The following is a 22,159-nucleotide window of genomic DNA, read 5'->3' on the forward strand; positions in this document are numbered from 1 at the left end:
TCAAGAATGGCGCGTGACGATGTGTGAGAGGCTGACATGAACGGCTCCGTCGATTCGAAGCTCCTCATGAATCACACCCGCACCTCTCTGCGCCACAACGAAATGCAAAGCTGAAGCGATTGCCCTGGTTCCGAAGTCACTTCGATTGCGACTCGCACGGCAAGCCGGTACTAGGACCTTTCCCCGGTCCAATAGAAGCATTCTGCCGGGTATCCATCTTCAGCCGATGTTCCCAACGACAGGTGACGCAATGTTCGCTGCCGAAGTCTTCTCCCCTCATCAAACGCTCGCAGCGGCGCTGGTCCCGCATGCGGCCGAAGGCGACGACGGCTCGCACGACCTCGCCCATATCCTGCGCGTCTTCAAAAACGCCATGCGCATCCATGCAGGAGAAGGCGGCGACGGGCGGATTCTTGCAGCCTCCGTTCTTCTGCACGACTGCGTCGCGGTCGAGAAGAATTCACCGCTGAGGGCAAAGGCGTCTGCGCTGGCAGCGGAGAAGGCATCGGCGATCCTGGCGGAACTCGGCTGGAGCGAGGCGGATATCGAAGCCTCGGCCCATGCCATCACCGCCCACAGCTTCTCGGCCGGAGTGGCGCCCCGGACGCTTGAGGCGAAGATCCTGCAGGATGCCGATCGGCTGGACGCGATCGGCATGGTCGGCGCGGCACGTTGCTTCTATATCGGCGGACGGATGGGATCGGGGCTCTACGATCCGTTCGACCCCGCGGCGGCGAACCGTCCGCTCGACGACAAGCGTTACGCCATTGACCATTTCCAGACGAAACTGTTCAAACTGGCGGAAGGATTCCAGACCGAGACCGGTCGCAGGCTCGCCGCCGCGCGTGACAAGAGCCTGCGCGATTTCCTCTCGGCCTTCATGGACGAAATTTAGGAGAACGGCATGCGCGTCAGCGACCTCTTCATCTATCCGCTCAAGAGCGCCCGCGGCATTGCGCTGCCTGCCGCCGATATCGATGCCTTTGGGCTTCCCGGCGACCGGCGGGCGATGATTACCGATGCACAGGGCCACTTCATCACCCAGCGCGAGCTGCCGGACCTCGCACGGATCGATGTGCGGCCGGAATCGGGCGCCTTCCGGCTGCGGATGCAGGGAAAGACTGATATATCCGTGCCGCCGCCGCAGCCAGAAAGCCGCATGGATGTGACCGTGTGGAAATCCACCGTCAGCGCCGCCGTCGCCGATCCCGAAAGCAACCGGCAACTTTCCGAATGGCTCGGCCGTGAGGTGCAACTGGTGTTCTTCGACGGGCACGCACGGCGGATGGCGAATGCCGAATGGGCCGGCGAAGGCACGCCCGTCAGCTTCACCGATGGCTATCAGATCCTGGTGACGACGACCGGCTCGCTGAAGGCTTTGAACGCCGATCTCGCCGCCCATCGCGAAGGCAGCGTCGGCATGGACAGGTTTCGTCCAAATATCGTCATCGATATCGACGAGGCCTGGCCGGAGGACCGCTGGGCGGCCATCGAGATCGCCGGCATCCGCTTCGATCTCGTCAAACCCTGCTCGCGCTGCATCATGACGACGCAGGACCAGCTGACCGGCTCGCGCGACGTATCCAACCCGATGCCTGCCATGGGCCGCATCCGCATGTCGGCCGATCGGCGTGTCCCCGGCCCGCTCTTCGGCTGGAACACCACGCCGCGCGGCAGCGGCAGAATCTCGATTGGTGACGAAGTGACGATCATCGAGGCACGGCCGGAGGGCTGGGCGATGAAGGTCCGCGCACGGGGGTAGGCCGAATTACGGAAGGGCTGTTTGAACAGCGCCTCATCCTTATACTCGCAACACGCTCCCTCATTCCGGTGCCTGTCACAGGAATGAGGGAGCGTGGGGAGAAGTTCGCCGTCTCTCACGCGCGCGCGAGTGCGGCGTCGATAGCCGCCATGACGTCAGCCGGCAGCGGTCCCTTTTCCAGCGCGCCGGCATTTTCCTCGACCTGGGCGACAGTACGGAAACCGGGAATGGGAAGGGTGCGCGGCGAGCGCGCCCAGAGCCAGGCAAGCGCCCCCTGCGTCAGCGAGCGGCCGCCCGATGTCAGGAGATCGCGCACGGCATCGAGCCGCGCGGCGAATTCCGGGGCCATACGTCCGTCCTTGAAATAGACCATCCAATCGAGGGCGGCGCCGCGTACATCCTTGGCGCCCACAGCCTTGTCGGCGGTGAATTTTCCGGTCAGCAGCCCCATGGCCAGCGGGCCGCGATTGATGGAGATGAGGTTCTCTTTCTCGATCACCCCGATCATTTCCGGCACCGGCTCGAAGACGTTCATCGTATGCTGAACCGAAACATAGCCTTGGCGGCCAACATGGCGGCCGGCGCGATCCGGATAATCGGTGCTCCAGCCGAACGCATCGATCTTGCCCTCGGCGCGCAGCGCTTCTAGCACGTCGAAGACGGCATCCGACTGTTCCAGCGGAAAGTCGTTGAGGTGGAACTGCAGGAGGTCGAGGCGGTCGCGCCTGAGACGGCGCAGCGAGGTCTCGACCGAGCGGCGAATGAAGGCCTCATCGGCAAAGGCGCCCGTTGCCTGCTTCGTTTCGGGGTCGGTGGCGAAACCGAACTTGGTGGCGACGACGATATCCCCGCGATTGCCGATCGCCCGGCCGAGCACCTCTTCCGAATGGCCGGCGCCGTAGTTCGAGGCCGTATCGAAGAAGCGGATGCCGAGTTCGATGGCGCGGCCGATCGCAGCAGCCGATTCATCGTCGTCGACCTCTCCCCAGCCGAGCGGCGTATCGCCGGCGTAGAAGGGGCCGCCGATCGCCCAGCATCCCATGCCGAGGCGCGGAATTTCGCGGCCGTTCCAGAGCGTGATCGTCGTCGATGGTTGGGGCTTGGTCAGCATGAGATCCTCCTTGGCTGGCTGTCCCCAAGACATAGGAAGCGCTTATGAGCCGGTAAACCGCCAATTCCGGAGGATGATTTGCAGCAGTAAAAAACGCCGTCAGGCCGAAATGCCGTTCGGGCCGGACCGTGTTCCCAAGGCCGGATCAAGCGCCTTGAGCGCGGCCTGGACGAAGCCGTCGCGGGCTGCCCCGGCCTCGATGCCGCGCGGCTCGTAGACGTGGCGGTGCAAAAAGAACCCCGTCAGCCGGAATGCAGCGGCAAGACTGTCGAAATCGGCCGCATGGCTGCCTTCGCTTCCGAGGAATGGCGGCAGGAGAAGCATCTTGTCGGCCCACGGCGCTCCGGCGCTGCGGCTGACGGCGCGACCGGACTTCGGCGAGACATAGGCAAGGTCGGAACGGGCGCCGGTTGCGGCGCATTCGGCTAGATCGAGGCCGAAGCCGAGATCGTTCAGCACCGCGAGCTCGAAACGCACGAAGAGTTCGCCGGCATCGGCCGGATTGTGAAGGTGATCGAGGATCACCTCCAGCGCATCGAAGAGATGCGGATGCGGGTCGCGCTCCGGCAGAAGCCGCAGCAATGCGCCCATCGCCTGGACGCCGTAGACGGCAGTCGCCGTTTCCATCAGGCGGGCGGCACGCAACGTCACCGGCTCGACCCGGAATTCACCGAGATGCTCGTCGAGCCTGGCACGCCAGATGACCTCCACCGCATTGCCCGGCTGCAGTACCGGCTGCATGGCGCGCGAGCGGCCGGAACGCACCATGCCGAGATGGCGGCCGCGATCACGCGTCATCACCTCGGCGATGACGCTCGTCTCGCCATGGCGCTTGACGCCGAGAATGATCGCCTGGTCCTGCCATTGCATCGAAAGAAGCCTCTACGGATGACGAATCCATCCTAATGCAAGGGCCGGCTTATGTCATGAAAGGCTTCACGCGGCGGCCGGGCCGCGTCAGGCTGCGGCCGGGAATAGTCTCTGCAGGAATTCCCGCATCGCCTTTTCGTCGAAAGGTTTTACCAGCAGCGGGATATGCTGCAGGTCGGGCGGGAAATCGCGCGGATCGGAATAGCCGCTGACGAAGCCGAAAGCGATGCCGACATCGAGGAGATGACGGGCAAAGCCGAAACTCATGCCCTCGCCGAGATTGACGTCGAGAAGAGCAAAATCATATCTCTGCGCAGCGATCGCGGCCTTCGCCTCTTCCAGACTGCCGACGATATCGATGCTCTGGACACCGGCCAGGCGCAGAATATCTTCGGCCTCCATCGCGATGATCAGACTGTCTTCAAGAACCAGAACACGGATTGCGCTCATGATTCCATGCCCTCTTCGGGCCGCCCCAGCCGTTTCGCCAACATCATTGCCCTCCGGTGCCCCGCATGGCACGCTATCGGTGAATTCCGTCACCATGTCAGAATAAAACATTTTTCCGCCCCGCCGATAAGAATCAATCGGAGGATAAGATGACGACCGACCTTATTTTCCCAACTGCTAATCCGCATTTAAAAAAGACATGACCCAACCAATTGGCTAGATGAAGGGCCGCTTGCCTTCTCCGAGCCCTTCCCAGCCGGAGATCACCTTCAATTCCTCACCGTTCAGCACCTCGCAGCCGCGTTCCTGCCAGCGGATCAAGCCACGTTCATTGAGCTTTTTCAACGTTTTGTTGGTGTGGACGATGGAAAGACCCAGCGTGTCGGCAATGTGCTGCTGGGTGATAGGGATGAATTTGCGGCCATTGAACAGCTCGAGTTGCCTGCCACGCTCGAAGAGAAAAGCGATCAGGTAGGCCGCTCTTTCCAGCGCCGTGCGGCGGCCGATACTCAGGAGATGCTCGTCCAGGATTCGCTCCTCGCGCGCCGCGATCCAGGTGATGTCGAAGGCGAGCGATGGATGTTTATTGTAGAGCGTCATCAGCCTGTCACGCTCGAAAACACACAGCGAAACGGGGGAAAGCGCCTCGACGGAATGCTGCATTTCACCAACGATCGTGCCCTGCAGGCCGATCAGGTCGCCCGGCATGATATAGTTCAGGATCTGCCGCCGCCCGTCCTCGAGCATCTTGTAGCGGAAGCCCCAGCCGGCAAGCACGGTAAAGAGATGAGCGCTGTGTGCGCCTTCAACGAGGATGGTGGAACCGGCATCGACGGCAAGCTCGCCTCTCTTGAACCGTGCGACGAATTCCAACTCCTCGCGGGTGAATTCCCTGAAATGCGGCAGGGGCCGCAAGGGACATAGCTCGCAAGGGGTCTTGAAAGAATGAATGCGTCTCGACGTTGTCATGCCTGCCCTTGCGATCACGCAAACCGGCGGCCCATCATCGGCGCGCCGTCGAGCAAGGAATGCACAAAGGCTGGATTCGTTCCGGAACGAGCCGGATTTTTTCTACGGAAACAAGGGACTGGCGTCCACCCGATGAAATCCTTGCCAGTCTATTTCGGGAAATCGAGACCCATCTCGCGGAACCGCTCGGGGTCATCACCCCAATTTTCGCGAACCTTGACGAACAGGAAGAGATGGACGGTCTGCTCGAGGATCTCAGACAATTCCTTGCGGGAGGCCGTCGAGATCGCCTTGATGGTTTCGCCGCCCTTGCCGAGCGCGATCTTCTTCTGGCTGTCGCGCTCGACATAGATCACCTGCTCGATTCGCACCGAGCCGTCCTTGCGCTCTTCCCACTTCTCCGTTTCGACATGCGAGGAGTAAGGAAGCTCCTGGTGCAGGCGGAGAAACAGCTTTTCGCGGGTAATTTCGGCGGCGAGCTGGCGCATCGGAAGGTCGGAGATCTGGTCTTCCGGATAGTACCAAGGCCCCTCGGGAAGCGTGTTCGCCAGATAATCCATGACGTCGTCGCAGCCGGAGCCGTTTTCGGCTGATATCATGAAGGTGCGTTCGAAGGCGATCTTCTCGTTGGCGGCAGCGGCCAGCGCCAGCAAGTCCTCGCGGTTGACGCGGTCGATCTTGTTGAGCACCAGGATCTTCGGCTGCTGGACTTCCTTGAGACCTTCGAGGATGGCCTCGGCATCGCCGCGCAAACCGCGCTCGCTGTCGATCAGCAGCATGATCAGATCGGCATCCTTGGCCCCGCCCCAGGCAGAAGTCACCATAGCACGATCGAGCCTGCGGCGCGGCTTGAAGATGCCGGGCGTATCCATGAAGACGATCTGGGCATTGTCGTGGATCGCAATGCCGCGGACGATCGCACGCGTCGTCTGAACCTTGTGACTGACGATCGAGACCTTGGCGCCGACGAGGCGATTGACCAGCGTCGACTTGCCGGCATTGGTCGGCCCGATCAACGCGACGAAGCCCGAATGCGTCGGGCCATTGGCTTCTACGGCAGCTTCGGCCGCGATATCTTCTTCTTGTGTCATTGTCCCGTCAGTTTCCGGCAGGCGATTGCTGCCAAATGCCTTCACGCTCGAGCATCTTCGTCGCCGCGACCTGTTCGGCGGCACGCTTCGACCGCTCTACGCCGGTTTCGGGCTTTATGCCAGCCACTTCCACCGTCACCTTGAAGCGTGGATCATGATCCGGCCCGCTGCGTTCATCAACCCGGTAGATGGGCGTGACGCCGAATTTCGCGTGCGACCATTCCTGCAGCTCGGTCTTGGCGTCGCGCTTGGCGCCATCGGCCCTGACCGCCCTGCCCTGCCAGTAGCGCAGGATGAAGCGGCGGGCGACTTCGAGGCCGCCGTCGAGATAGATCGCGGCGATCAGGCTTTCGACGACGTCGGCGCGCACGTTCATCATGCGCTTGCCGGTCAATTTCTTCACGTCGGCGCCGGTGCGGATATAGAGGTGAAGATTGAGCTCGTCGGCGACCGCGGCACAGGTTTCGGCGCTGACGAGCTGGTTGAGGCGAACCGAGAGCTCGCCTTCCCCCGCCGTTCCGAAGGTGCGGAACAAAAGCTCGGCGATGCAGAGCCCGAGCACCCTGTCGCCGAGGAATTCCAGCCGTTCGTAATTGCTGCCCTTTTCCGTGCGGGCGCTGGCATGGGTCAGCGCGCGGTCCAGGCGCTCCTTTTCGGCGAAGTCGTGACCGATCAGGGCTTCGAGCTTAGCGCGGTCGGCAGCAGAAAGCGTCTGCGCCTTACTCATTCAACGACCTTGAAGAGGCGATCCCAGCGCATGTTCGTCGGCCACTTCCAGATTTCGCGGAAGGAGGTGTCGTTGCCGAGCGAGAAGAAGATGACGCTGGCGCGGCCGACGAGGTTTTCCGCAGGAACGAAGCCGACGTCGAAGCGGCTGTCGAGCGAGTTGTCGCGGTTGTCGCCCATCATGAAATAATGGCCTTCCGGCACGATGAATTCGCGGGTGTTATCGCCGCGCGACACCGGGGACTGGTCGAGCGTGTCATAGGTCTTGCCGTTGTCGAGCGTTTCGCGGAAGACCGGCACGTCCTCGCCCGGATCGAGCTTGTAATCGGAGGTGAAGCTGCCGTCCGCCACCTTCGGGACCGGCTTGCCGTTGACGTAGAGAACGCCGTCCGTGACCTGAATATGGTCGCCCGGCAGGCCGATGCAGCGCTTGATGTAGTCGATCTCGGGGTTCGGCGGGAAACGGAAGACGACGATATCGCCGCGCTTCGGATCGGAGCCGAACAGGCGGCCGCTGAAAATGTCGGGCGAGAAGGGCAGCGAATATTTCGAATAGCCGTAAGCGAACTTATTGACGAAGATGTAGTCGCCGACGAGCAGCGTCGGCATCATCGAACCGGACGGGATCGTAAAGGGCTGGAACAGCACAGTTCGGATCACCATCGCCAAAATCAGCGCCTGAATGATGACTTTGATATTTTCCCAGAGGGCGTTCGGCTTGGTATCGACTTTTTCGGACACGCAGTCTTATTCCTTCAAGACGCCGCGGAGGCGCAATTCTTTCTGTCGTTCTCTCTAGCGGCTTCGGCCGGTTGCGGCAATGGCGACAACATCAAAAGCGACGAGACGTCGCGATCAGAGGCTCTCGGGCAATGCCTCGATAATCACGAAGGCCTGCGCCAAGGGATAATCATCCGTTATTGTCAAATGAATGGCGGGTCGGTGGCCCGCCGGCAGCATCGATTCCAGGACGACGGCGGCAGCACCTGACAGCACCATGGTCGGCTTGCCGCTCGGCAGATTGACGACGCCCATATCCTTCCAGAAAATGCCCTGCGCGATCCCGGTGCCGAGCGCCTTTGAGCACGCCTCCTTGGCGGCGAAACGCTTCGCGTAGGATGCGGCACGGTTTGCGCGCCGATCCGAACGGGCGCGCTCGACCTCGGTGAAGCAGCGGTGGGTGAAGCGCTCGCCGAAACGCTCGATGGATTTTTCGACACGACGGATGTCGATGAGATCGCTGCCAATGCCGATGATCATGCGGAGCCTTCCGTGATTTAAGAATTCTGCATCGGCTTCATACGCTCGGCATGTCGCCGGCCGGACCGGCAAAACGCAGGCGCGCCCGCTCCATCAACCGCATGCGGCGGCGCGTCTGAAAACCCTTCACGGTGTAGAATGTCAGCGCATAGAGCGCAACTGCCGTCACCGCCGCCGGCGGGATGGCGCCGATCAGCATCGGCTCCAGCACCGGCTTCCAAAGCTCTGAAAAGTTCAGCTTGTGAAAGAGGGCGGCGAGATCCACCGCCTGGCCGGCCAGATGATCTTCGCGGCTCAACAGCAGATGGCCGATTTCCCAGGTGATACCCCAGATGAAGGGATAGGTCAGCGGATTGCCGAAAGCCGCGCAACCGAGCGCGGCAGCCACCATATTGCCCGAGAGGAAATAGGTGATGACGAAGGCCATGATGAAATGCACGCCGATAAAGGGCGTCCACGAGACGAACACACCCGCAGCGACCCCGGCCGCAACCGCATGCGGCGAAGCGCTCAGACGCAGGATGCGCATTGTCAGATAACGGATCGGGCGAAGGAAACCTTTACGGGGCCACAAAAGCTCCCGCATCTTTTCCTTGAATCCCGCAGGCTTGCGACGGCGAAACAACATGGCCGGTATTTAGTGCAGCGCACGCGGCCATGACAAGAGCGGCAAATGATACCAGCCGAAAAACAGGCCGCCTCTCCTCGCCGTATCGAGAAGGCTCTTCATGCCGAGGGGCGTCCGTTACGCATAACGTCCCTCACTTCAGTTCAAGTATAAAGCTCAGTATCAACGGCTGCGGAACAGACCGCGGTCGACCTGGCGCTGACGAAACTCGAGATCGATACGATCGAACGAGCCGTTGAGGTAAGCCATTTCACGTTCCTGCGTGGTCGGAGCGCGAAGGGCGCGGGCGATTTTCCTGATAGGATCAAACATTATCTTGTCTCATCTTCTGTTTGCGTTTCGATGACCAGAAGATAGGCCCGGCAAAGGTTAATTACCACAGCCGAGACATGGAGACAGCCATGCGCAAATTGCATTGCTTGCCTTTTCGGCGAGCCAGCCCGACCACGAAACGATCATAAAATGTGCAATTTTCCAATCAAACCCGTGATAGACTTAACGGCAGCTTACTCATAGAGCCGCCGGACGGTGGCAATGCAGTCCAGTTCCTTCATCTGGGCGAGCAACTGGTTGAGCTGGCGCAGGTCCCAGACCTCGACTTCGAGCATCATCTCGGTGAAATCGGCCGCTACCCGCACCGTGTTCAGCAAGCGGATATTGACGTCGAGGCCGGCAACGGTCTGAGCGACCTTGGCGAGCGTGCCGGGCTCGTTCAGCCCATTGACCATGATGCGAGCCATGAAACGCGACTTGTTGGCCTCGTCGAGATCCCAGCGGACATCGATCCAGCGATCGGGCTGATCGTCGAAACGCTGCAGGCTCGGCGACTGGATCGGATAGATGGTGATACCGTTGCCCTGATCCATGATGCCGACGATACGGTCGCCGGGCACGGCGCCTGTCGTCGCGAACTTGACGTCGACATTACCGGACAGGCCGCGGATCGGCCCGATCGCGGCATCTGCCTCGATGTCCGCGTGGCCGCTGTCGAGCCCGGCTTTGGTCTTGCCGGGGATCTTGAAGATCATTCCGGCCGCGCTGCGGACATTGAACCAGCCATCGTCACCGGAGGGCTTCACGGTGACGCGCTCATCCTGATGATCGGGATAGACGGCGCGCAGCACATCGAGCGAGGACATCTCGCCGCGGCCGACGGCGGCGATGGCATCCTCGACATCCTTCTGACCGAGACGGTGCAGCGCCGGCTTCATCGCCTCGCGCGAGAAGATTTTGCCGGCCCTGTCGAAGGTACGCTCGAGAATACGGTGGCCGAGGCCGGCATATTGCTTGCGGATCGCCATGCGGGTGGCGCGGCGGATGGCGGCGCGCGCCTTGCCGGTGACGACGATTTCCTCCCAGGCGGCTGGCGGAACCTGGACGCCGGAACGGATGATCTCGACCTCATCGCCATTTGCAAGCCGCGTCACCAGCGGCATGATGCGGCCGTTGATCTTAGCGCCGACCGTGGTGTCGCCGATATTGGTGTGCACCGCATAGGCGAAATCGATCGGCGTGGCGCCACGCGGCAGGGCGATCAGCTTACCCTTCGGCGTGAAGCAGAAGACCTGATCCTGAAAGAGTTCGAGCTTGGTGTGCTCGAGGAATTCTTCCGGGCTGTCGCCTTCGGCGAGCGCCTCGATCGTATGGCGCAGCCAGGAATAGGCATTGGACTCGCGGGACAGGATGTCGCCATCGGTATTGGTGGCGCCGTCCTTGTAAAGCGTGTGCGCGGCGATGCCGAATTCGGCGATTTCATGCATGCGCTTGGTGCGGATCTGCAGCTCGATGCGCTGGCTGGAGGGACCGACGATCGTGGTGTGCAGCGAGCGGTAATCGTTCTGCTTCGGCGTCGAGATATAATCCTTGAAGCGGCCGGGCACGACACGCCAGCGCGTGTGGACGATACCGAGCGCGCGGTAACAGGAAGGAATGTCCTCGACGATCAGGCGGAAGCCATAAACATCGGAAAGCTGCTCGAAGGACAGCGACTTCGACTGCATCTTGCGAAAGACGGAATAGGGCTTCTTCTGCCGGCCTTTGACATAGGCGCTCGTCAGGCCGCTTGCGACCAGGAGATCGCGCAGTTCGGCTTCGATCTTCTTGACGATGCCCTCGTTGCGCTTCGAAAGCTCTTCCAGCCGCTTGGTGACGGTCTCGTAGGCTTCCGGGTTCATATGACGGAAAGAGAGCTCTTCAAGCTCCTCGCGCATGTCCTGCATGCCCATGCGACCGGCAAGCGGCGCATAGATTTCCATCGTCTCCTCAGAAATGCGGGCGCGTTTGTCGGCGGACATGTGATCGAGGGTGCGCATGTTGTGCAGGCGATCGGCAAGCTTGACGAGCAGCACGCGCACGTCGTCTGATATGGCCAGCAGCAGCTTGCGCAGGTTTTCCGCCTGCTTCGCCTTCTTGGTGACGAGATCGAGCTTCTTGATCTTCGTCAGCCCCTCGACCAGGCGGCCGATATCCTCGCCGAACAGTTCGTCGATCTCGGCGCGCGTCGCCGTCGTATCCTCGATCGTGTCGTGCAGCAGCGCAACCGCGATCGTCGATTCATCGAGATGCATATCGGTGAGGATGGCGGCGACCTCGAGCGGATGCGAAATATAGGGATCGCCGCTCGCGCGCTTTTGCTGGCCATGCTTCTGCATGGCATAGACATAGGCTTTGTTCAGCAGTGCTTCATTGGCATCGGGCTTGTATTGCTGAACCCGCTCCACGAGCTCGTACTGCCGCATCATTCCAAAGCCACTCCGATAAAAATAAAAGCGCGCCAATCAACGATTGGCGCACACATGGGCAATAATATGCCTAAGCAATAAAGGCGCAAGATTGACGATTGGTAATCGTCGTTCCTTTTATGCGCTTAGTAGTCGTCGCTCTTTTCCGGCGGCACGAGGCCTTCGATGCCGGCCAGCAGCTCTTCTTCCGACATCTGGTCGAAAGTGATGGTTTCCGGCAGATCGTCCTGCTCCTCGCTGTCGGCTGCGACTGCGCCGCCGGCGGCGATCATGCTTGCCGGATCGGGCTCGGGCTCGTCGACTTCGACGTGCTTCTGGAGCGAATGGATCAGATCTTCCTTGAGGTCGTCGGGCGAAAGCGTCTCGTCGGCAATTTCGCGAAGCGCCACGACAGGGTTTTTATCGTTGTCGCGATCGATGGTGATCGAGGCGCCCTGGGAAATCAGCCGGGCGCGGTGGCTCGCGAGCAGAACCAGCTCGAAGCGGTTCTCTACCTTGTCAATGCAATCTTCAACTGTGACACGGGCCATTGCCTGTCCTTTACGGTCGTCATTTCGGGATTAGCACGCCCGATACAATTAAAACCAGGCAAATACAAGTTTTTCGTTTGGCCTCCCCTCGTCTTTATCCGCGGCTGAGCTAAATTCCATGGAGAATGTCACAATTCCATCTAAGGTTGCTTGGAATATGCCGAATCGTGCCCTAAATCTTTCATATATGAATAATTCATAAAGTAAGGATCAGATCGAAATCACAACACAAACCATTGTTTTCATTGGCTTCTGTGCCTGCGGATTTCGATTGCTCTCATTGGATTGGTAAGCGATGTTTGACCCACGCGAAAAAATTGCACTCTTCATTGACGGCGCCAACCTCTATGCTGCATCCAAGAGCCTCGGTTTCGATATAGATTACCGCAAGCTCTTGAAAGCATTCCAGAAACGCGGCTACCTCCTGCGTGCCTACTATTACACCGCTCTGATCGAGGATCAGGAATATTCCTCGATCCGCCCGCTGATCGACTGGCTCGACTACAACGGCTACAAAGTCGTCACAAAGCCCGCCAAGGAGTTCACGGATTCCATGGGCCGCCGCAAGATCAAGGGCAATATGGACATCGAGCTTGCGATCGATGCCATGGAACAGTCCGAAACGGTCGATCACCTCGTCATCTTCTCCGGCGACGGCGACTTCACGAACCTGGTTGAGGCGCTGCAGCGCAGGGGCCGCAAGGTCTCGGTGATTTCGACCATGTCGACGCAGCCGCCGATGATCGCCGACGACCTGCGCCGGCAGGCCGACCACTTTATCGATCTCTTGTCTCTGAAGGCCGAAATCGGCCGCGATCCTTCGGAGCGGGCGCCACGCCCCGCCGAAGTCGCCCCAGCCAGCGACTTCGAAGACTAAACGGTCTTGCGCTTTAAAGCCGACGTGCTCGTCAAAGCACATCGGCTTTTTTTCATTTTGGCATGGCAGTTACGTATGGCGAGCAGCACAATCGCCAGCCAATATGATCAGCCGTTGTCTTTCAGCAGACGGCTCTTCTGCCTGTTCCAATCGCGCTCCTTCTCGGATTCGCGCTTGTCGTGAAGTTTCTTGCCCTTGGCGAGCGCCAGTTCCATTTTCGCCCGGCCGCGATCGTTGAAATAGATCTTCAGCGGGACCAGCGTCATGCCTTCGCGGTTGACGGCAGAACGGAGCCGATGGATTTCACGGCCCGACAGCAACAGCTTGCGGCGCCGGCGCGGTTCGTGGTTGAAGCGGTTCGCCTGCAGATATTCCGGCAGATAGGAATTGATCAGCCAGATCTCGCCATCTTCATCCGAGGCATAGGATTCGGCGATATTGGCCTTGCCTTCGCGCAACGACTTGACCTCGGTGCCCTTCAGCACGAGGCCTGCTTCATAGGTATCGATGATCTCGTAGTTGAAGCGGGCCTTACGGTTTTCGGCCACGATCTTGTTCACCACGCGCTGGCTGCCTTTGGGGGCCATGACGACATTCCATTGCTTCAGGGCGCGAAAAGCCGCGCCCTCATTTCTTGCCCTTTTATGTAAGGGAACGAACCGACCTTGTGAAGACGGCCGGCTCTCAGTTCAGCAGCCCGGCATGACGCAGGGCGGCATCGATCGCCGCTTCCGTTGCCGGCTCCAGGCTCGAAAGCAGCGGCGAGCGGACATTGCGGCTCATGCGGCCAAGCCTGGAGAGCCCGTATTTGGCGCCGCAGAGACCCGGTTCCATGAAGATCGCCTTGTGCAGCGGCATCAGTCGGTCCTGATATTCCAGCGCCCGGGAATAATCCCCCGCCAGCGTCGCCGCCTGGAAATCGGCGCAGAGGCGCGGAGCGACATTGGCCGTCACCGAAATGCAGCCGACGCCGCCATGGGCGTTGAAACCGAGCGCCGTCGCATCCTCGCCGGACAGTTGCCGGAAATCCTTGCCGCAAGTGATACGCTGCTCGGAGACGCGCTCAATCTTGCCCGTCGCGTCCTTGACACCGACGATATTCTTATACGCCTTGGCGAGCGCACCCATCGTTTCCGGCGTCATGTCGACCACCGACCGGCCGGGGATATTATAGATATAGATCGGAAGATCGACGGCCTCGGCAATCGCCGAAAAATGTGCGATCAGGCCCTTCTGCGTCGGCTTGTTGTAATAGGGCGTGACGACAAGCACGGCGTTCGCGCCGACCTTCTCGGCATGCTGGGCAAGCTCGACCGCTTCGCGCGTATTGTTCGAGCCTGCGCCGGCCATGACGGGAACGCGCTTGGCGGCGACTTCGATGCAGAGTTCCACGACCCGTTTGTGCTCGGCATGCGACAGTGTCGGGGATTCGCCTGTCGTGCCGACCGGAACGAGACCACTGCTGCCTTCCCTGATCTGCCAGTCGACGTGCGCGGCGAAGCTCACTTCGTCGATCAGGCCGGCATCGGTGAAGGGGGTGACGAGGGCGGGGATGGACCCATTGAACATGCAAAGCTCCTCACGACCAAATCCTTGCTTCGGCCGCATTCCATGAATATGAGTTGCGCACCATAGAGCGACGAAATCGTCGCGACAAGCGCGTAGAGTTCGGTTTAGGGCAAATTCCGATAGCAGATGTGATTGAATTTTACCTGATACGGTAAGGTTTCGTTAAGATGCCTCCAGCCAAATGGCAGGGCGTGTTTTCGTTGCGAGATTCCGGATGAAAAAAGCTGTCCTGATCCTCTCCGCCTTCGGCCTTGTTGCCGCTGCGTGGGGCAGCGTTGCGTCGCCGCTTCCCGGCGAGGGCATTCCCATGCCCGCCGTCAAGCCGCTCGGCTTCATTCCCGAAACCTCGGTACCGGAGTCGATCACAACCGGCGCCATTCCGCGCAATCCGGCAATCGCCCCCGTCAACGGCGATCTGAAAGCCGGCCTCGATGCGCTTTCCGACAAGAACCCGCAACAGGCGATTTCGATCCGCGACAGCATGCGCGGCGGCACGCTCGACCGCCATATCCTGACCTGGGCGATCGCCGTCTCCGGGCTGAAGGGCGTTCCCTCCTACGAAATTGCCAGCGCCTCGCAGGAACTCAAGAGCTGGCCGGGGCTTACGCGGCTGCGCGCCTATTCCGAGCGCGCGCTCTATGACGAAAACCCCGCCCCATCAGCCGTGCTTGCAGCCTTCGGCGATACGGCACCCGAGACGGTACAAGGCGCCGTCATCCTCGGCCGGGCGCTGATTGCATCAGGCAAACAGGCGCAGGCTGCCAAATATATCCGCAAGGTGTGGCGCGGAGAGGCTCTCGACAAGGCGACGGAAGACAAGATTCTCGTCGAATTCTCCGCCCTGTTGACGCCTGCCGACCACAAGGCGCGGATGGACTATCTGATGTATCGCGGCCGCGTGGCGCAAGCCAAGCGCTTCGGGGACATGGGCCAGGCGCAATCGCTCTACAAGGCCTGGGCCGCTGTCGACGGCAAGGCCGCCAATGCCGGTGCGCTTCTCAACGCCGTCGATGCGAAATGGCGCGGCGATGCCGGGCTGCTGTTCGCCCGCATCGAATATTTGCGCAAGCAGGACAAATATGCCGAGGCGGCCGCACTTCTGGAGCAGATGCCGCGTGAGCGTGCCGAACTCGTGAACTCCGGCGAATGGTGGAACGAACAACGCATCGTCAGCCGCGGCCTCGTCGACCAAGGACAGTTCAAGCCCGCCTATCGCATCGTCGCAAACTACGCCGCAACGAGCCCGACCGATATCGTCGAGGCGGAGTTTCATGCCGGATGGTATGCGCTTCGCGGGTTGCAGGATCCGGCGACGGCGGAAACACATTTCCGCAAGATCCTTCAGACCTCCAATGGTCCGATTTCGGTTTCACGCGCCTGGTATTGGCTGGGTCGGGCGGCGGAGGCCGGCGGCCCCGGCAAATCCAGTGAATTCTATGCCAAGGCTGCAAACTTTCCCGGCACCTTCTACGGCCAGCTCGCCGCCGAAAGACTGGGGCGAAAGACTTTGAACGTCACCTATCCCGCGCCGAGCACGGACGACCGGCAGCGCTTCCAGGCACGTGAAGCCGTGCAAGCGATCGCCCGGCTGGAAGCCGCAGGCCATGGATGGCGGGCCGACACGCTTTACCTCGCACTCGCCGATCAACTGCAGAGCCCCGGCGAGCTGGCGATCCTTGCGGCGCAGGCGGAACAGTCCGGCGATCATCATCTCTCGCTGCAGATTGGCAAGGTCGCCTATGGGCGCGGCATCGATGTCGCAGCTCTCGCCTTTCCAGTCGGGGTTATTCCGGCGAACGCCAATATATCAGGCTCCGGCAAGGCGCTTGCCTATGCCATCGCCCGGCAGGAAAGCGCCTTCAATCCCTCCGCCGTTTCGGCCGCGAATGCGCGGGGGTTGCTGCAGCTTCTGCCGGGAACGGCCCAGGCGGTGGCCAAACGTCACAACATCGCCTATTCGAAGGACAAGCTGACGGCCGATGCCGGCTACAACGCGACGCTTGGTGCGCATTATCTCGGCGAGCAGATCGACGCATTCGGCGGTTCTTATATCCTCACCTTCATCGCCTACAATGCGGGGCCGAAGCGTGTGCCGGAATGGATCGGCCGTTATGGCGATCCGCGCGGCAGACCGATCGATGAGATCGTCGACTGGATCGAGCGCATCCCCTTCCCCGAAACGCGCAACTACGTGCAGCGGGTGATGGAAAACTACGAGGTCTATAAGGCCCGTCTCGGCCAACCGACCGATATCGAACGCGACCTCATCGGCGGACGAAGCGCCTCCTGAGGCCATTTGCGTGGCTCGAAAAGCAAGCTACATCTTCGGGACCAACAGGTCTCGAGGGATGCGATGCCGAATATGGATGCGAACGATTTCCAGGAACGATTTTACACTTCCTCTGACGGGCTGAAGCTCTATGCCCGCGATTATCGGCCCAACGAGGCTGTAGCCGCCGGACGGCTGCCGGTGATCTGCCTGCCGGGCCTCACTCGCAACAGCCGAGATTTTCATCCGCTCGCACTGCTGCTCTCGCGGGACGCGACGGCACCGCGCAGGGTCATCGCACTCGATTCGCGCGGGCGCGGAAACTCTGCATGGGATGAGAACAAGGCGAACTACAATCTCGCCATAGAGGCCGGCGACGTTCTTGCCGCATGTGCGGAGTTCGGTATCGAGCGAGCGATCTTCATCGGCACATCCCGGGGCGGACTGATCCTGCACCTGATCGCGGCGACGAGGCCAGATCTTCTGGAAGCCGTCATCCTCAACGATATCGGGCCAGTGATAGAGGCCGAAGGACTGGCGCTGATCCGGGATTACCTCAACAGCGGCAGGAGGCCGGCGGACTGGAACGAGGCGGCTGACATCTTGCAGGAGAATCACGGCGCGTCGTTTACCGCACTTGAAGAGCAGGACTGGCGCGAGATGGCACTTGCCCTTTATCGCGATGTCGGCGGAAGGCCGGTTGCCGATTTTGATCCTGCGATCGCGGAGGTGTTGAAATCGATCGATTTCGGCCGGCCGTTGCCTGATCTCTGGGAGCAGTTCGCCAGCCTGAGCCGGTTGCCCCTCATGCTGATCCGCGGCAAAAATTCGCCGCTGCTTTCAGAAGAAACCGCAAACGAAATGGCGCGGCGGCATTCGGCCTTGATTCTTCATGCTGCCGACGGGCAAGGACATGCGCCCCTTCTGCATCTCGGCAATATCCCCGCTGCAATCCGGGCTTTTATCACCGCGTGCTGCTGATCCCATCGAAGCCGATCAGCCGGCAAATTTGCGTTACGTTCAAATACAAAAAGCCCGGCTCGAGAGCCGGGCTTTCCTGATTGACCGAAGTCAGATCAGATTAGAATGCACGCTGCAGGCGGAAGTAGCCCGAGGTGGAGTCGTCAGCATCTTCCGGATCGAGGTACTGAACCGAAACCTTGGCGTAGAAGTTGTCTACGATCTGGTAGTCGAGCGTCAGACCGACCTTCCAGGCATCGCCGAGATCGTCGAAGTCATCCGGAACAACCTTGCCACCGCCGAAGTAGTTGCCGTAGTACTGAACGGCCGGGGTGATCTTCAGCTTGTCGGTTGCCTTGATGGCGTATTCGGCAGCGATAGCCCACTCAGCAGCAGAGTAGTAGGAGTTCGGGCCGGAGGAGTATACGCCAGCGAGGCCGAGCGTGCCGGGGCCGATGTCAACCGTGCCCATTGCGCGGACAGCACCGTCTTCGTTGTCGAAGTCGTAGCCAGCGGTGATCTGGTAGCTGAATGCGCCAGCCTTGCCACCGAGACCGACAGCAACGCCAACGTTGTTGGCTTCTTCGCCGACCTTGTAAACGCCGTCTTCCAGTTCGTCGACGCTGATGCCAGCGTAGAAGTCGCCGGTTTCATACTGATAACGGATGGAGTTGTGCAGCGTTTCGACGGAGCCGATGTCGTCGGTTTCACCCGAGAGGCCATCGTCCCACCAGCTGTAGAAGAGACCGGCGCGGAAGCCCGCGACGTCGAGGTAAGCGGAGTCGAGATGAGCTTCCTGGTCGGAGGAATTGTCAGCATTGAACTGCATGACGATGACGCCGGTCAGCGGACCATACTCGGTGTCGCTCTTGGCCGTGAACTGAACCTGACCGCGGGTGAATGCATCCCAGTCAGAATCGCCGCCGACGTCTTCGCCAACGTTAACCTGGAAACGGATGTAGCCGTTGATCTTGAGGCAGGTTTCGGTGCCAGGGATGTAGAAGTAGCCGGTGCCGTAAGCGTCGCAGACGCGAACATATTCAACCGGTTCCGGCTCAGCAGCGACGATTGCGTCAGCAGCCTGAGCGCCGGATACTACTGCAAGAGCAGCAGCGGAGCCGAGAAGAAGGCTCTTGATGTTCATAAATGACCTCCAATTCAAAGTTTCAATCGGGTTTGGGATCTTTCGCTGAGCAGCGTTCCCTGCCCCATCCCCGTGCTTCAAGAAGTGGACGATCAGCCGCCCTTGCTTCCGAGGGTGAAAATACAAGACGGAAGCCGTCACGCAATCACCAACTTACTCGAATGAGGGGTTTGGGGGAGCCTTCACGAAACCGTGTTGCTGAAAGGACACAAGTCGGGCGACCGGCCCCAATTTCCTTTATACTTTGTTAAGAAAAGCCTGATTTTGCGGCTGGTTAGGCGAAACCAACAAAGAGTTGGACACCGGGTTGGACACACAGTTCCAACACTTTTTTGACAATTTCCGCCCTTCGCGGGGAGCAACACGCTTATCGGAAGCGTAACCAGATACTCACCGGCCCGCTTTTCGCCATTCGGTGCGCATGAGTCGCGGCAGATGAATCCCGCAGGCGATTCTTTCGCCCAGGGCAGGGATATTTTCCCGCCGCGCGACCGTGAGGCATAGCCAACTATGCGACTTCGATTCGCGCTGGGGACTAAAGGCCATTGTGGATTGGGGAAAACAGGGATGGCGGAGAAGATGGGATTCGAACCCACGATACGCTTTTGACGTATACTCCCTTAGCAGGGGAGCGCCTTCGACCACTCGGCCACCTCTCCGGTGGGAGCCTGATAGAGCCATTCGGCAGGTGAAGCAAGCGCTTTTTCTCCCTTATACACGCAGGCAAGGAAGAGATGGCGCGCGCGCCTCAACGATCCTCCCGGGCCTCAGCCCAGGAGGCTCTTCAGATCCGCAGAGGGATCGGCGAGAATCGATTTGTCGGGATTGGCGCCGGATTCCAACAGTTTCTTGCCGGTCACATAGGCTTTCGCGTCGTTGATCGCGTCGACGGCGATCAGCGAGCCTTCCCTGAAATACCAGACCGAATGGGCGCCTTCGCGGGCGCCGGGGCGCAGCAGCGTCTCGTCATAACCGAGATTGAAGCCGGCGATCTGCAGCTTGACGTCATATTGGTCGGACCAGAACCACGGTTTCGGCTCATAAGGCTCGCTGCCGCCGGCGATGACGGCCGCCGCCGCTTCGGCCTGGTCGACGGCGTTCTGCACCGATTCGAGCCTGATGCGGCCGCCCTGCCAGGGAAGTGCGGCGCAATCGCCGGCCGCAAAGATCGACGGGTCGGAGGTGCGGGCGAATTCGTCGACGACGATGCCGTTGGCGACTTCGAGGTCGGCTTCCTTGGCGAGAAGGTCATTCGGCACGACGCCGATGCCGACGACGACGAAATCGACATCGATGACCGATCCGTCGGAAAGCGCCGCACCGGCGACGCGGCCATCCTTGCCGATCAGGTGCTTGAGGCCGGTCTTCTCGCGAATCATCACATCATGGGCTTCGTGGATCGCGCGCATGATGTCGGCGGTCTCCTTCGCCGCGACGCGCTGCAGGATGCGGTCAGCCATCTCGATGACGGTGACCTCAAGGCCGCGATGGCGGGCAACGGCGGCCGCCTCAAGACCGATGTAACCGCCGCCGATGATGAGCACGCGGCGACCGGGGCGCATCTCGTCGGCCAGAAGATCGGCATCACGCTTGTCGCGGGCGACATAGACGCCTTCGAGATCGCCGCCGATCGCGGCTGGCAGCCGGCGCGGCGTCGAGCCTGTTGCGAGCACCAGCGTGCCGTAGTCGAGGACGGAGCCGTCCTGCAGCAGGACCTGCTTGCTGTCCCGCTTGATCTGCTCGGCCCAGGTCGACAGACGGAGATCGACATCATGTTCGGGATACCACTGCTCCGGGCGGAACAGCAGCCGGTCGAAGGCCATTTCACCAAGCAGGTATTTCTTCGAAAGCGGCGGGCGCTGATAGGGAGCGACGTCCTCGGCGCCGATGAGAGTGATCGGGCGCGTATCCTTCAATGCACGCAGCTTGGCTGCCAATGCGAAACCGGCCTGGCCCGCGCCGATGATCACCAGTCTATCCGTCACGATATCACTCCCGAAACTGCGCCCGACACCCATGCCAAGGCCTATCGCCTGCCCTATGCGCCGTCAACGGAAAGCGGCTTCTTACATTCAGCCGATCTCGATCCAGCGACGCTCGTGGAAGGACTGTGCCATGGCATGCACCGACTTCTCTATCCTGAGACCGTCTTCAAATGTCACGATCGACGACGGCTCGCCCGATATTGCCCGGATCAGCTCGCGGCATTCGATGATCTTCAGGTCATTGAAGCCGAGACCGTGGCCGGGCGCCGGGATGAAGCGATCATAAGGCCGATGGGCAGGCGCCGCCAGTATCTTGCGGAAGCCCTGTTCCGAGCCGCGCCCCTCGGCCTGATAGAGCTCGAATTCGTTCATGCGCTCCTGGTCGTAGACGATCGAGCCCTTCGAGCCGAAAATCTGCAAAGCGATGCGGCCCTTGCGACCCCAGGCGGCGCGATTCGCCATCAGGACCGCGGAGATGCCGCCGCCGAGCCGCATCAGCACGCTGGCGCCATCGTGGTTTTCGACCGCGCGGCGACCACCTTCGCTGAGCGGCCGGTCGGCATAGGGCTTCACCATATCCGTTATGACAGCCTCGACATGGCCGAAAAGATACCAGAGCAGCGACAGCGGGTGCACGGCGAAATCGTCGAGCGCGCCGTAGCCGGCGGAAAGCTCGCTCTTCCAATAGAAAAACGCATCGGGATCGGCCATGAAATCCTCGTCCATCTCCACGCGGATATGGGTGACCGTGCCGATGGCGCCCTCGCCAATCAGCGTCTTGATATGCCGCATGACGGGATTCTGGATATAGTTGTAGCCAAGGGCAGCGACCTTGCCGGATCTCTTCGCCGTTTCCAGCATGCGTTCGGCATCGGCATAGGCCGGCGCCATCGGCTTTTCGCACCAGACATGCTTGCCGGCTTCAAGAGCGGCGATGGCCATTTCCGCGTGAAACTGATTGGGCGTGGTGACGGAGACGACGTCGACCTCGGGATCGGCGATCAGCGCCCGCCAGTCGGCCGTCGCCTTCTCGAAGCCGAATTCACCGGCGCGCGCCTCAGCAAGTCCGGCATTGGCTTCCGCCAGATGCACGAGCCGCGGACGTTCGACATCGCCGAACACCGTCTTCACCGCATTCCACGCCAGCGCATGGCACTTGCCCATATAACCGGTGCCGATCAAACCGATGCCGAGTGGCTTCATTTCCGTCTCCTCCA

General features: G+C 60.6%; 22 protein-coding genes and 1 tRNA gene. 5 read left to right on the forward strand and 18 right to left on the reverse strand.

Going from position 1 to position 22,159, the window contains the following annotated elements:
- Nucleotides 1–250 precede the first annotated feature (250 nt).
- Together ATY78_RS16460 and ATY78_RS16465 are read left to right on the forward strand one after the other, a co-directional pair.
- Nucleotides 251–895, forward strand: coding sequence for an HD domain-containing protein (locus tag ATY78_RS16460; protein WP_088683387.1), 645 nt, complete (start codon nucleotides 251–253; stop codon nucleotides 893–895).
- Nucleotides 896–904: 9 nt separating this feature from the next.
- Nucleotides 905–1,762 carry an MOSC domain-containing protein gene (locus ATY78_RS16465; protein WP_088683388.1) on the forward strand — a complete coding sequence of 286 codons (858 nt, stop codon included), beginning with the start codon at nucleotides 905–907 and terminating at the stop codon, nucleotides 1,760–1,762.
- Between the two features lie 115 nt (nucleotides 1,763–1,877).
- On the opposite strand, the gene ATY78_RS16470 is transcribed toward ATY78_RS16465, so the two are convergent.
- The 12 genes from ATY78_RS16470 to rpoZ form a co-directional block, all read right to left on the reverse strand.
- Nucleotides 1,878–2,873: an aldo/keto reductase gene (locus tag ATY78_RS16470; protein ID WP_088683389.1), complete on the reverse strand. Its 996-nt coding sequence runs from the start codon at nucleotides 2,871–2,873 to the stop codon at nucleotides 1,878–1,880.
- 99 nt (nucleotides 2,874–2,972) lie between these two features.
- The gene (gene recO / locus ATY78_RS16475; RefSeq protein WP_088683390.1) at nucleotides 2,973–3,743 is read right to left on the reverse strand and encodes a DNA repair protein RecO; all 771 of its coding nucleotides are present in this window, start codon (nucleotides 3,741–3,743) and stop codon (nucleotides 2,973–2,975) included.
- An 87-nt stretch (nucleotides 3,744–3,830) separates the two neighbouring features.
- The gene (locus ATY78_RS16480) at nucleotides 3,831–4,304 is read right to left on the reverse strand and encodes a response regulator (protein ID WP_088683391.1); all 474 of its coding nucleotides are present in this window, start codon (nucleotides 4,302–4,304) and stop codon (nucleotides 3,831–3,833) included.
- A 105-nt stretch (nucleotides 4,305–4,409) separates the two neighbouring features.
- Nucleotides 4,410–5,162: a Crp/Fnr family transcriptional regulator gene (locus ATY78_RS16485; RefSeq protein ID WP_088683392.1), complete on the reverse strand. Its 753-nt coding sequence runs from the start codon at nucleotides 5,160–5,162 to the stop codon at nucleotides 4,410–4,412.
- 149 nt (nucleotides 5,163–5,311) lie between these two features.
- The gene (era, locus tag ATY78_RS16490; protein ID WP_088683393.1) at nucleotides 5,312–6,253 is read right to left on the reverse strand and encodes a GTPase Era; all 942 of its coding nucleotides are present in this window, start codon (nucleotides 6,251–6,253) and stop codon (nucleotides 5,312–5,314) included.
- A 7-nt stretch (nucleotides 6,254–6,260) separates the two neighbouring features.
- Complete coding sequence (gene rnc / locus ATY78_RS16495; protein ID WP_088683394.1) at nucleotides 6,261–6,980, reverse strand: ribonuclease III; 720 nt, start codon at nucleotides 6,978–6,980, stop codon at nucleotides 6,261–6,263.
- A complete protein-coding gene (lepB, locus tag ATY78_RS16500) occupies nucleotides 6,977–7,720 on the reverse strand; it encodes a signal peptidase I (RefSeq protein WP_088683395.1) in 744 nt (247 codons plus the stop codon). The genes rnc and lepB overlap by 4 nt, the downstream gene beginning before the upstream one ends.
- 114 nt (nucleotides 7,721–7,834) lie before the next feature.
- Complete coding sequence (acpS, locus tag ATY78_RS16505) at nucleotides 7,835–8,239, reverse strand: holo-ACP synthase (RefSeq protein WP_088683396.1); 405 nt, start codon at nucleotides 8,237–8,239, stop codon at nucleotides 7,835–7,837.
- Nucleotides 8,240–8,276: 37 nt separating this feature from the next.
- A complete protein-coding gene (locus ATY78_RS16510) occupies nucleotides 8,277–8,867 on the reverse strand; it encodes a DUF2062 domain-containing protein (RefSeq protein ID WP_088683397.1) in 591 nt (196 codons plus the stop codon).
- A 162-nt stretch (nucleotides 8,868–9,029) separates the two neighbouring features.
- Nucleotides 9,030–9,179: a DUF3563 family protein gene (locus tag ATY78_RS16515; RefSeq protein ID WP_004675049.1), complete on the reverse strand. Its 150-nt coding sequence runs from the start codon at nucleotides 9,177–9,179 to the stop codon at nucleotides 9,030–9,032.
- A 194-nt stretch (nucleotides 9,180–9,373) separates the two neighbouring features.
- A complete protein-coding gene (locus ATY78_RS16520) occupies nucleotides 9,374–11,608 on the reverse strand; it encodes a bifunctional (p)ppGpp synthetase/guanosine-3',5'-bis(diphosphate) 3'-pyrophosphohydrolase (protein WP_088683398.1) in 2,235 nt (744 codons plus the stop codon).
- A gap of 125 nt (nucleotides 11,609–11,733) precedes the next feature.
- Nucleotides 11,734–12,138 carry a DNA-directed RNA polymerase subunit omega gene (rpoZ, locus tag ATY78_RS16525; RefSeq protein WP_088683399.1) on the reverse strand — a complete coding sequence of 135 codons (405 nt, stop codon included), beginning with the start codon at nucleotides 12,136–12,138 and terminating at the stop codon, nucleotides 11,734–11,736.
- A 295-nt stretch (nucleotides 12,139–12,433) separates the two neighbouring features.
- Here rpoZ and ATY78_RS16530 point away from each other — a divergent pair, with 295 nt between their 5' ends.
- The gene (locus tag ATY78_RS16530) at nucleotides 12,434–13,015 is read left to right on the forward strand and encodes an NYN domain-containing protein (protein WP_088683400.1); all 582 of its coding nucleotides are present in this window, start codon (nucleotides 12,434–12,436) and stop codon (nucleotides 13,013–13,015) included.
- Nucleotides 13,016–13,122: 107 nt separating this feature from the next.
- Here the strand turns inward: ATY78_RS16530 and smpB are convergent, their stop codons facing one another.
- Together smpB and dapA are read right to left on the reverse strand one after the other, a co-directional pair.
- Nucleotides 13,123–13,602 carry an SsrA-binding protein SmpB gene (gene smpB / locus ATY78_RS16535; RefSeq protein WP_008522540.1) on the reverse strand — a complete coding sequence of 160 codons (480 nt, stop codon included), beginning with the start codon at nucleotides 13,600–13,602 and terminating at the stop codon, nucleotides 13,123–13,125.
- Nucleotides 13,603–13,699: 97 nt separating this feature from the next.
- Nucleotides 13,700–14,584, reverse strand: a complete 885-nt coding sequence (gene dapA, locus ATY78_RS16540; protein ID WP_088683401.1) for a 4-hydroxy-tetrahydrodipicolinate synthase — start codon at nucleotides 14,582–14,584, stop codon at nucleotides 13,700–13,702.
- 214 nt (nucleotides 14,585–14,798) lie between these two features.
- On the opposite strand from dapA, the gene ATY78_RS16545 reads away from it, so the two are divergent.
- On the forward strand, nucleotides 14,799–16,874 hold the full coding sequence (locus ATY78_RS16545; RefSeq protein WP_088683402.1) for a lytic transglycosylase domain-containing protein: 2,076 nt from the start codon (nucleotides 14,799–14,801) through the stop codon (nucleotides 16,872–16,874).
- Nucleotides 16,875–16,937: 63 nt separating this feature from the next.
- Nucleotides 16,938–17,834, forward strand: a complete 897-nt coding sequence (locus ATY78_RS16550) for an alpha/beta hydrolase (RefSeq protein WP_088683403.1) — start codon at nucleotides 16,938–16,940, stop codon at nucleotides 17,832–17,834.
- 100 nt (nucleotides 17,835–17,934) lie between these two features.
- Here ATY78_RS16550 and ATY78_RS16555 read toward each other — a convergent pair whose 3' ends face one another.
- The 4 genes from ATY78_RS16555 to ATY78_RS16570 all read right to left on the reverse strand — a co-directional run bounded on the left by ATY78_RS16555 (nucleotide 17,935) and on the right by ATY78_RS16570 (nucleotide 22,145).
- On the reverse strand, nucleotides 17,935–18,957 hold the full coding sequence (locus ATY78_RS16555; protein ID WP_088683404.1) for a porin: 1,023 nt from the start codon (nucleotides 18,955–18,957) through the stop codon (nucleotides 17,935–17,937).
- 568 nt (nucleotides 18,958–19,525) lie between these two features.
- Nucleotides 19,526–19,616 (reverse strand) — tRNA-Ser (locus ATY78_RS16560).
- 108 nt (nucleotides 19,617–19,724) lie between these two features.
- Nucleotides 19,725–20,942, reverse strand: coding sequence for an FAD-dependent oxidoreductase (locus ATY78_RS16565; protein ID WP_088683445.1), 1,218 nt, complete (start codon nucleotides 20,940–20,942; stop codon nucleotides 19,725–19,727).
- 87 nt (nucleotides 20,943–21,029) lie between these two features.
- Nucleotides 21,030–22,145 (reverse strand): Gfo/Idh/MocA family oxidoreductase, encoded by a 1,116-nt coding sequence (locus tag ATY78_RS16570; RefSeq protein ID WP_088683405.1) that lies wholly within the window; start codon nucleotides 22,143–22,145, stop codon nucleotides 21,030–21,032.
- Nucleotides 22,146–22,159: the final 14 nt, after the last annotated feature.

The organism is Rhizobium sp. R635 (assembly GCF_002211285.1).
Taxonomy (GTDB): domain Bacteria; phylum Pseudomonadota; class Alphaproteobacteria; order Rhizobiales; family Rhizobiaceae; genus Rhizobium.

Coding starts and splice junctions, on each gene's coding strand:
- ATY78_RS16460 (WP_088683387.1), top strand. CDS start 251: ATGTTCGCTGCCGAAGTCTTCTCCCCTCATCAAACGCTCGCAGCGGCG.
- ATY78_RS16465 (WP_088683388.1), top strand. CDS start 905: ATGCGCGTCAGCGACCTCTTCATCTATCCGCTCAAGAGCGCCCGCGGC.
- ATY78_RS16470 (WP_088683389.1), bottom strand. CDS start 2,873: ATGCTGACCAAGCCCCAACCATCGACGACGATCACGCTCTGGAACGGC.
- recO (WP_088683390.1), bottom strand. CDS start 3,743: ATGCAATGGCAGGACCAGGCGATCATTCTCGGCGTCAAGCGCCATGGC.
- ATY78_RS16480 (WP_088683391.1), bottom strand. CDS start 4,304: ATGTTTTATTCTGACATGGTGACGGAATTCACCGATAGCGTGCCATGC.
- ATY78_RS16485 (WP_088683392.1), bottom strand. CDS start 5,162: ATGACAACGTCGAGACGCATTCATTCTTTCAAGACCCCTTGCGAGCTA.
- era (WP_088683393.1), bottom strand. CDS start 6,253: ATGACACAAGAAGAAGATATCGCGGCCGAAGCTGCCGTAGAAGCCAAT.
- rnc (WP_088683394.1), bottom strand. CDS start 6,980: ATGAGTAAGGCGCAGACGCTTTCTGCTGCCGACCGCGCTAAGCTCGAA.
- acpS (WP_088683396.1), bottom strand. CDS start 8,239: ATGATCATCGGCATTGGCAGCGATCTCATCGACATCCGTCGTGTCGAA.
- ATY78_RS16510 (WP_088683397.1), bottom strand. CDS start 8,867: ATGTTGTTTCGCCGTCGCAAGCCTGCGGGATTCAAGGAAAAGATGCGG.
- ATY78_RS16515 (WP_004675049.1), bottom strand. CDS start 9,179: ATGTTTGATCCTATCAGGAAAATCGCCCGCGCCCTTCGCGCTCCGACC.
- ATY78_RS16520 (WP_088683398.1), bottom strand. CDS start 11,608: ATGATGCGGCAGTACGAGCTCGTGGAGCGGGTTCAGCAATACAAGCCC.
- rpoZ (WP_088683399.1), bottom strand. CDS start 12,138: ATGGCCCGTGTCACAGTTGAAGATTGCATTGACAAGGTAGAGAACCGC.
- ATY78_RS16530 (WP_088683400.1), top strand. CDS start 12,434: ATGTTTGACCCACGCGAAAAAATTGCACTCTTCATTGACGGCGCCAAC.
- smpB (WP_008522540.1), bottom strand. CDS start 13,602: ATGGCCCCCAAAGGCAGCCAGCGCGTGGTGAACAAGATCGTGGCCGAA.
- dapA (WP_088683401.1), bottom strand. CDS start 14,584: ATGTTCAATGGGTCCATCCCCGCCCTCGTCACCCCCTTCACCGATGCC.
- ATY78_RS16545 (WP_088683402.1), top strand. CDS start 14,799: ATGAAAAAAGCTGTCCTGATCCTCTCCGCCTTCGGCCTTGTTGCCGCT.
- ATY78_RS16550 (WP_088683403.1), top strand. CDS start 16,938: ATGCCGAATATGGATGCGAACGATTTCCAGGAACGATTTTACACTTCC.
- ATY78_RS16555 (WP_088683404.1), bottom strand. CDS start 18,957: ATGAACATCAAGAGCCTTCTTCTCGGCTCCGCTGCTGCTCTTGCAGTA.
- ATY78_RS16570 (WP_088683405.1), bottom strand. CDS start 22,145: ATGAAGCCACTCGGCATCGGTTTGATCGGCACCGGTTATATGGGCAAG.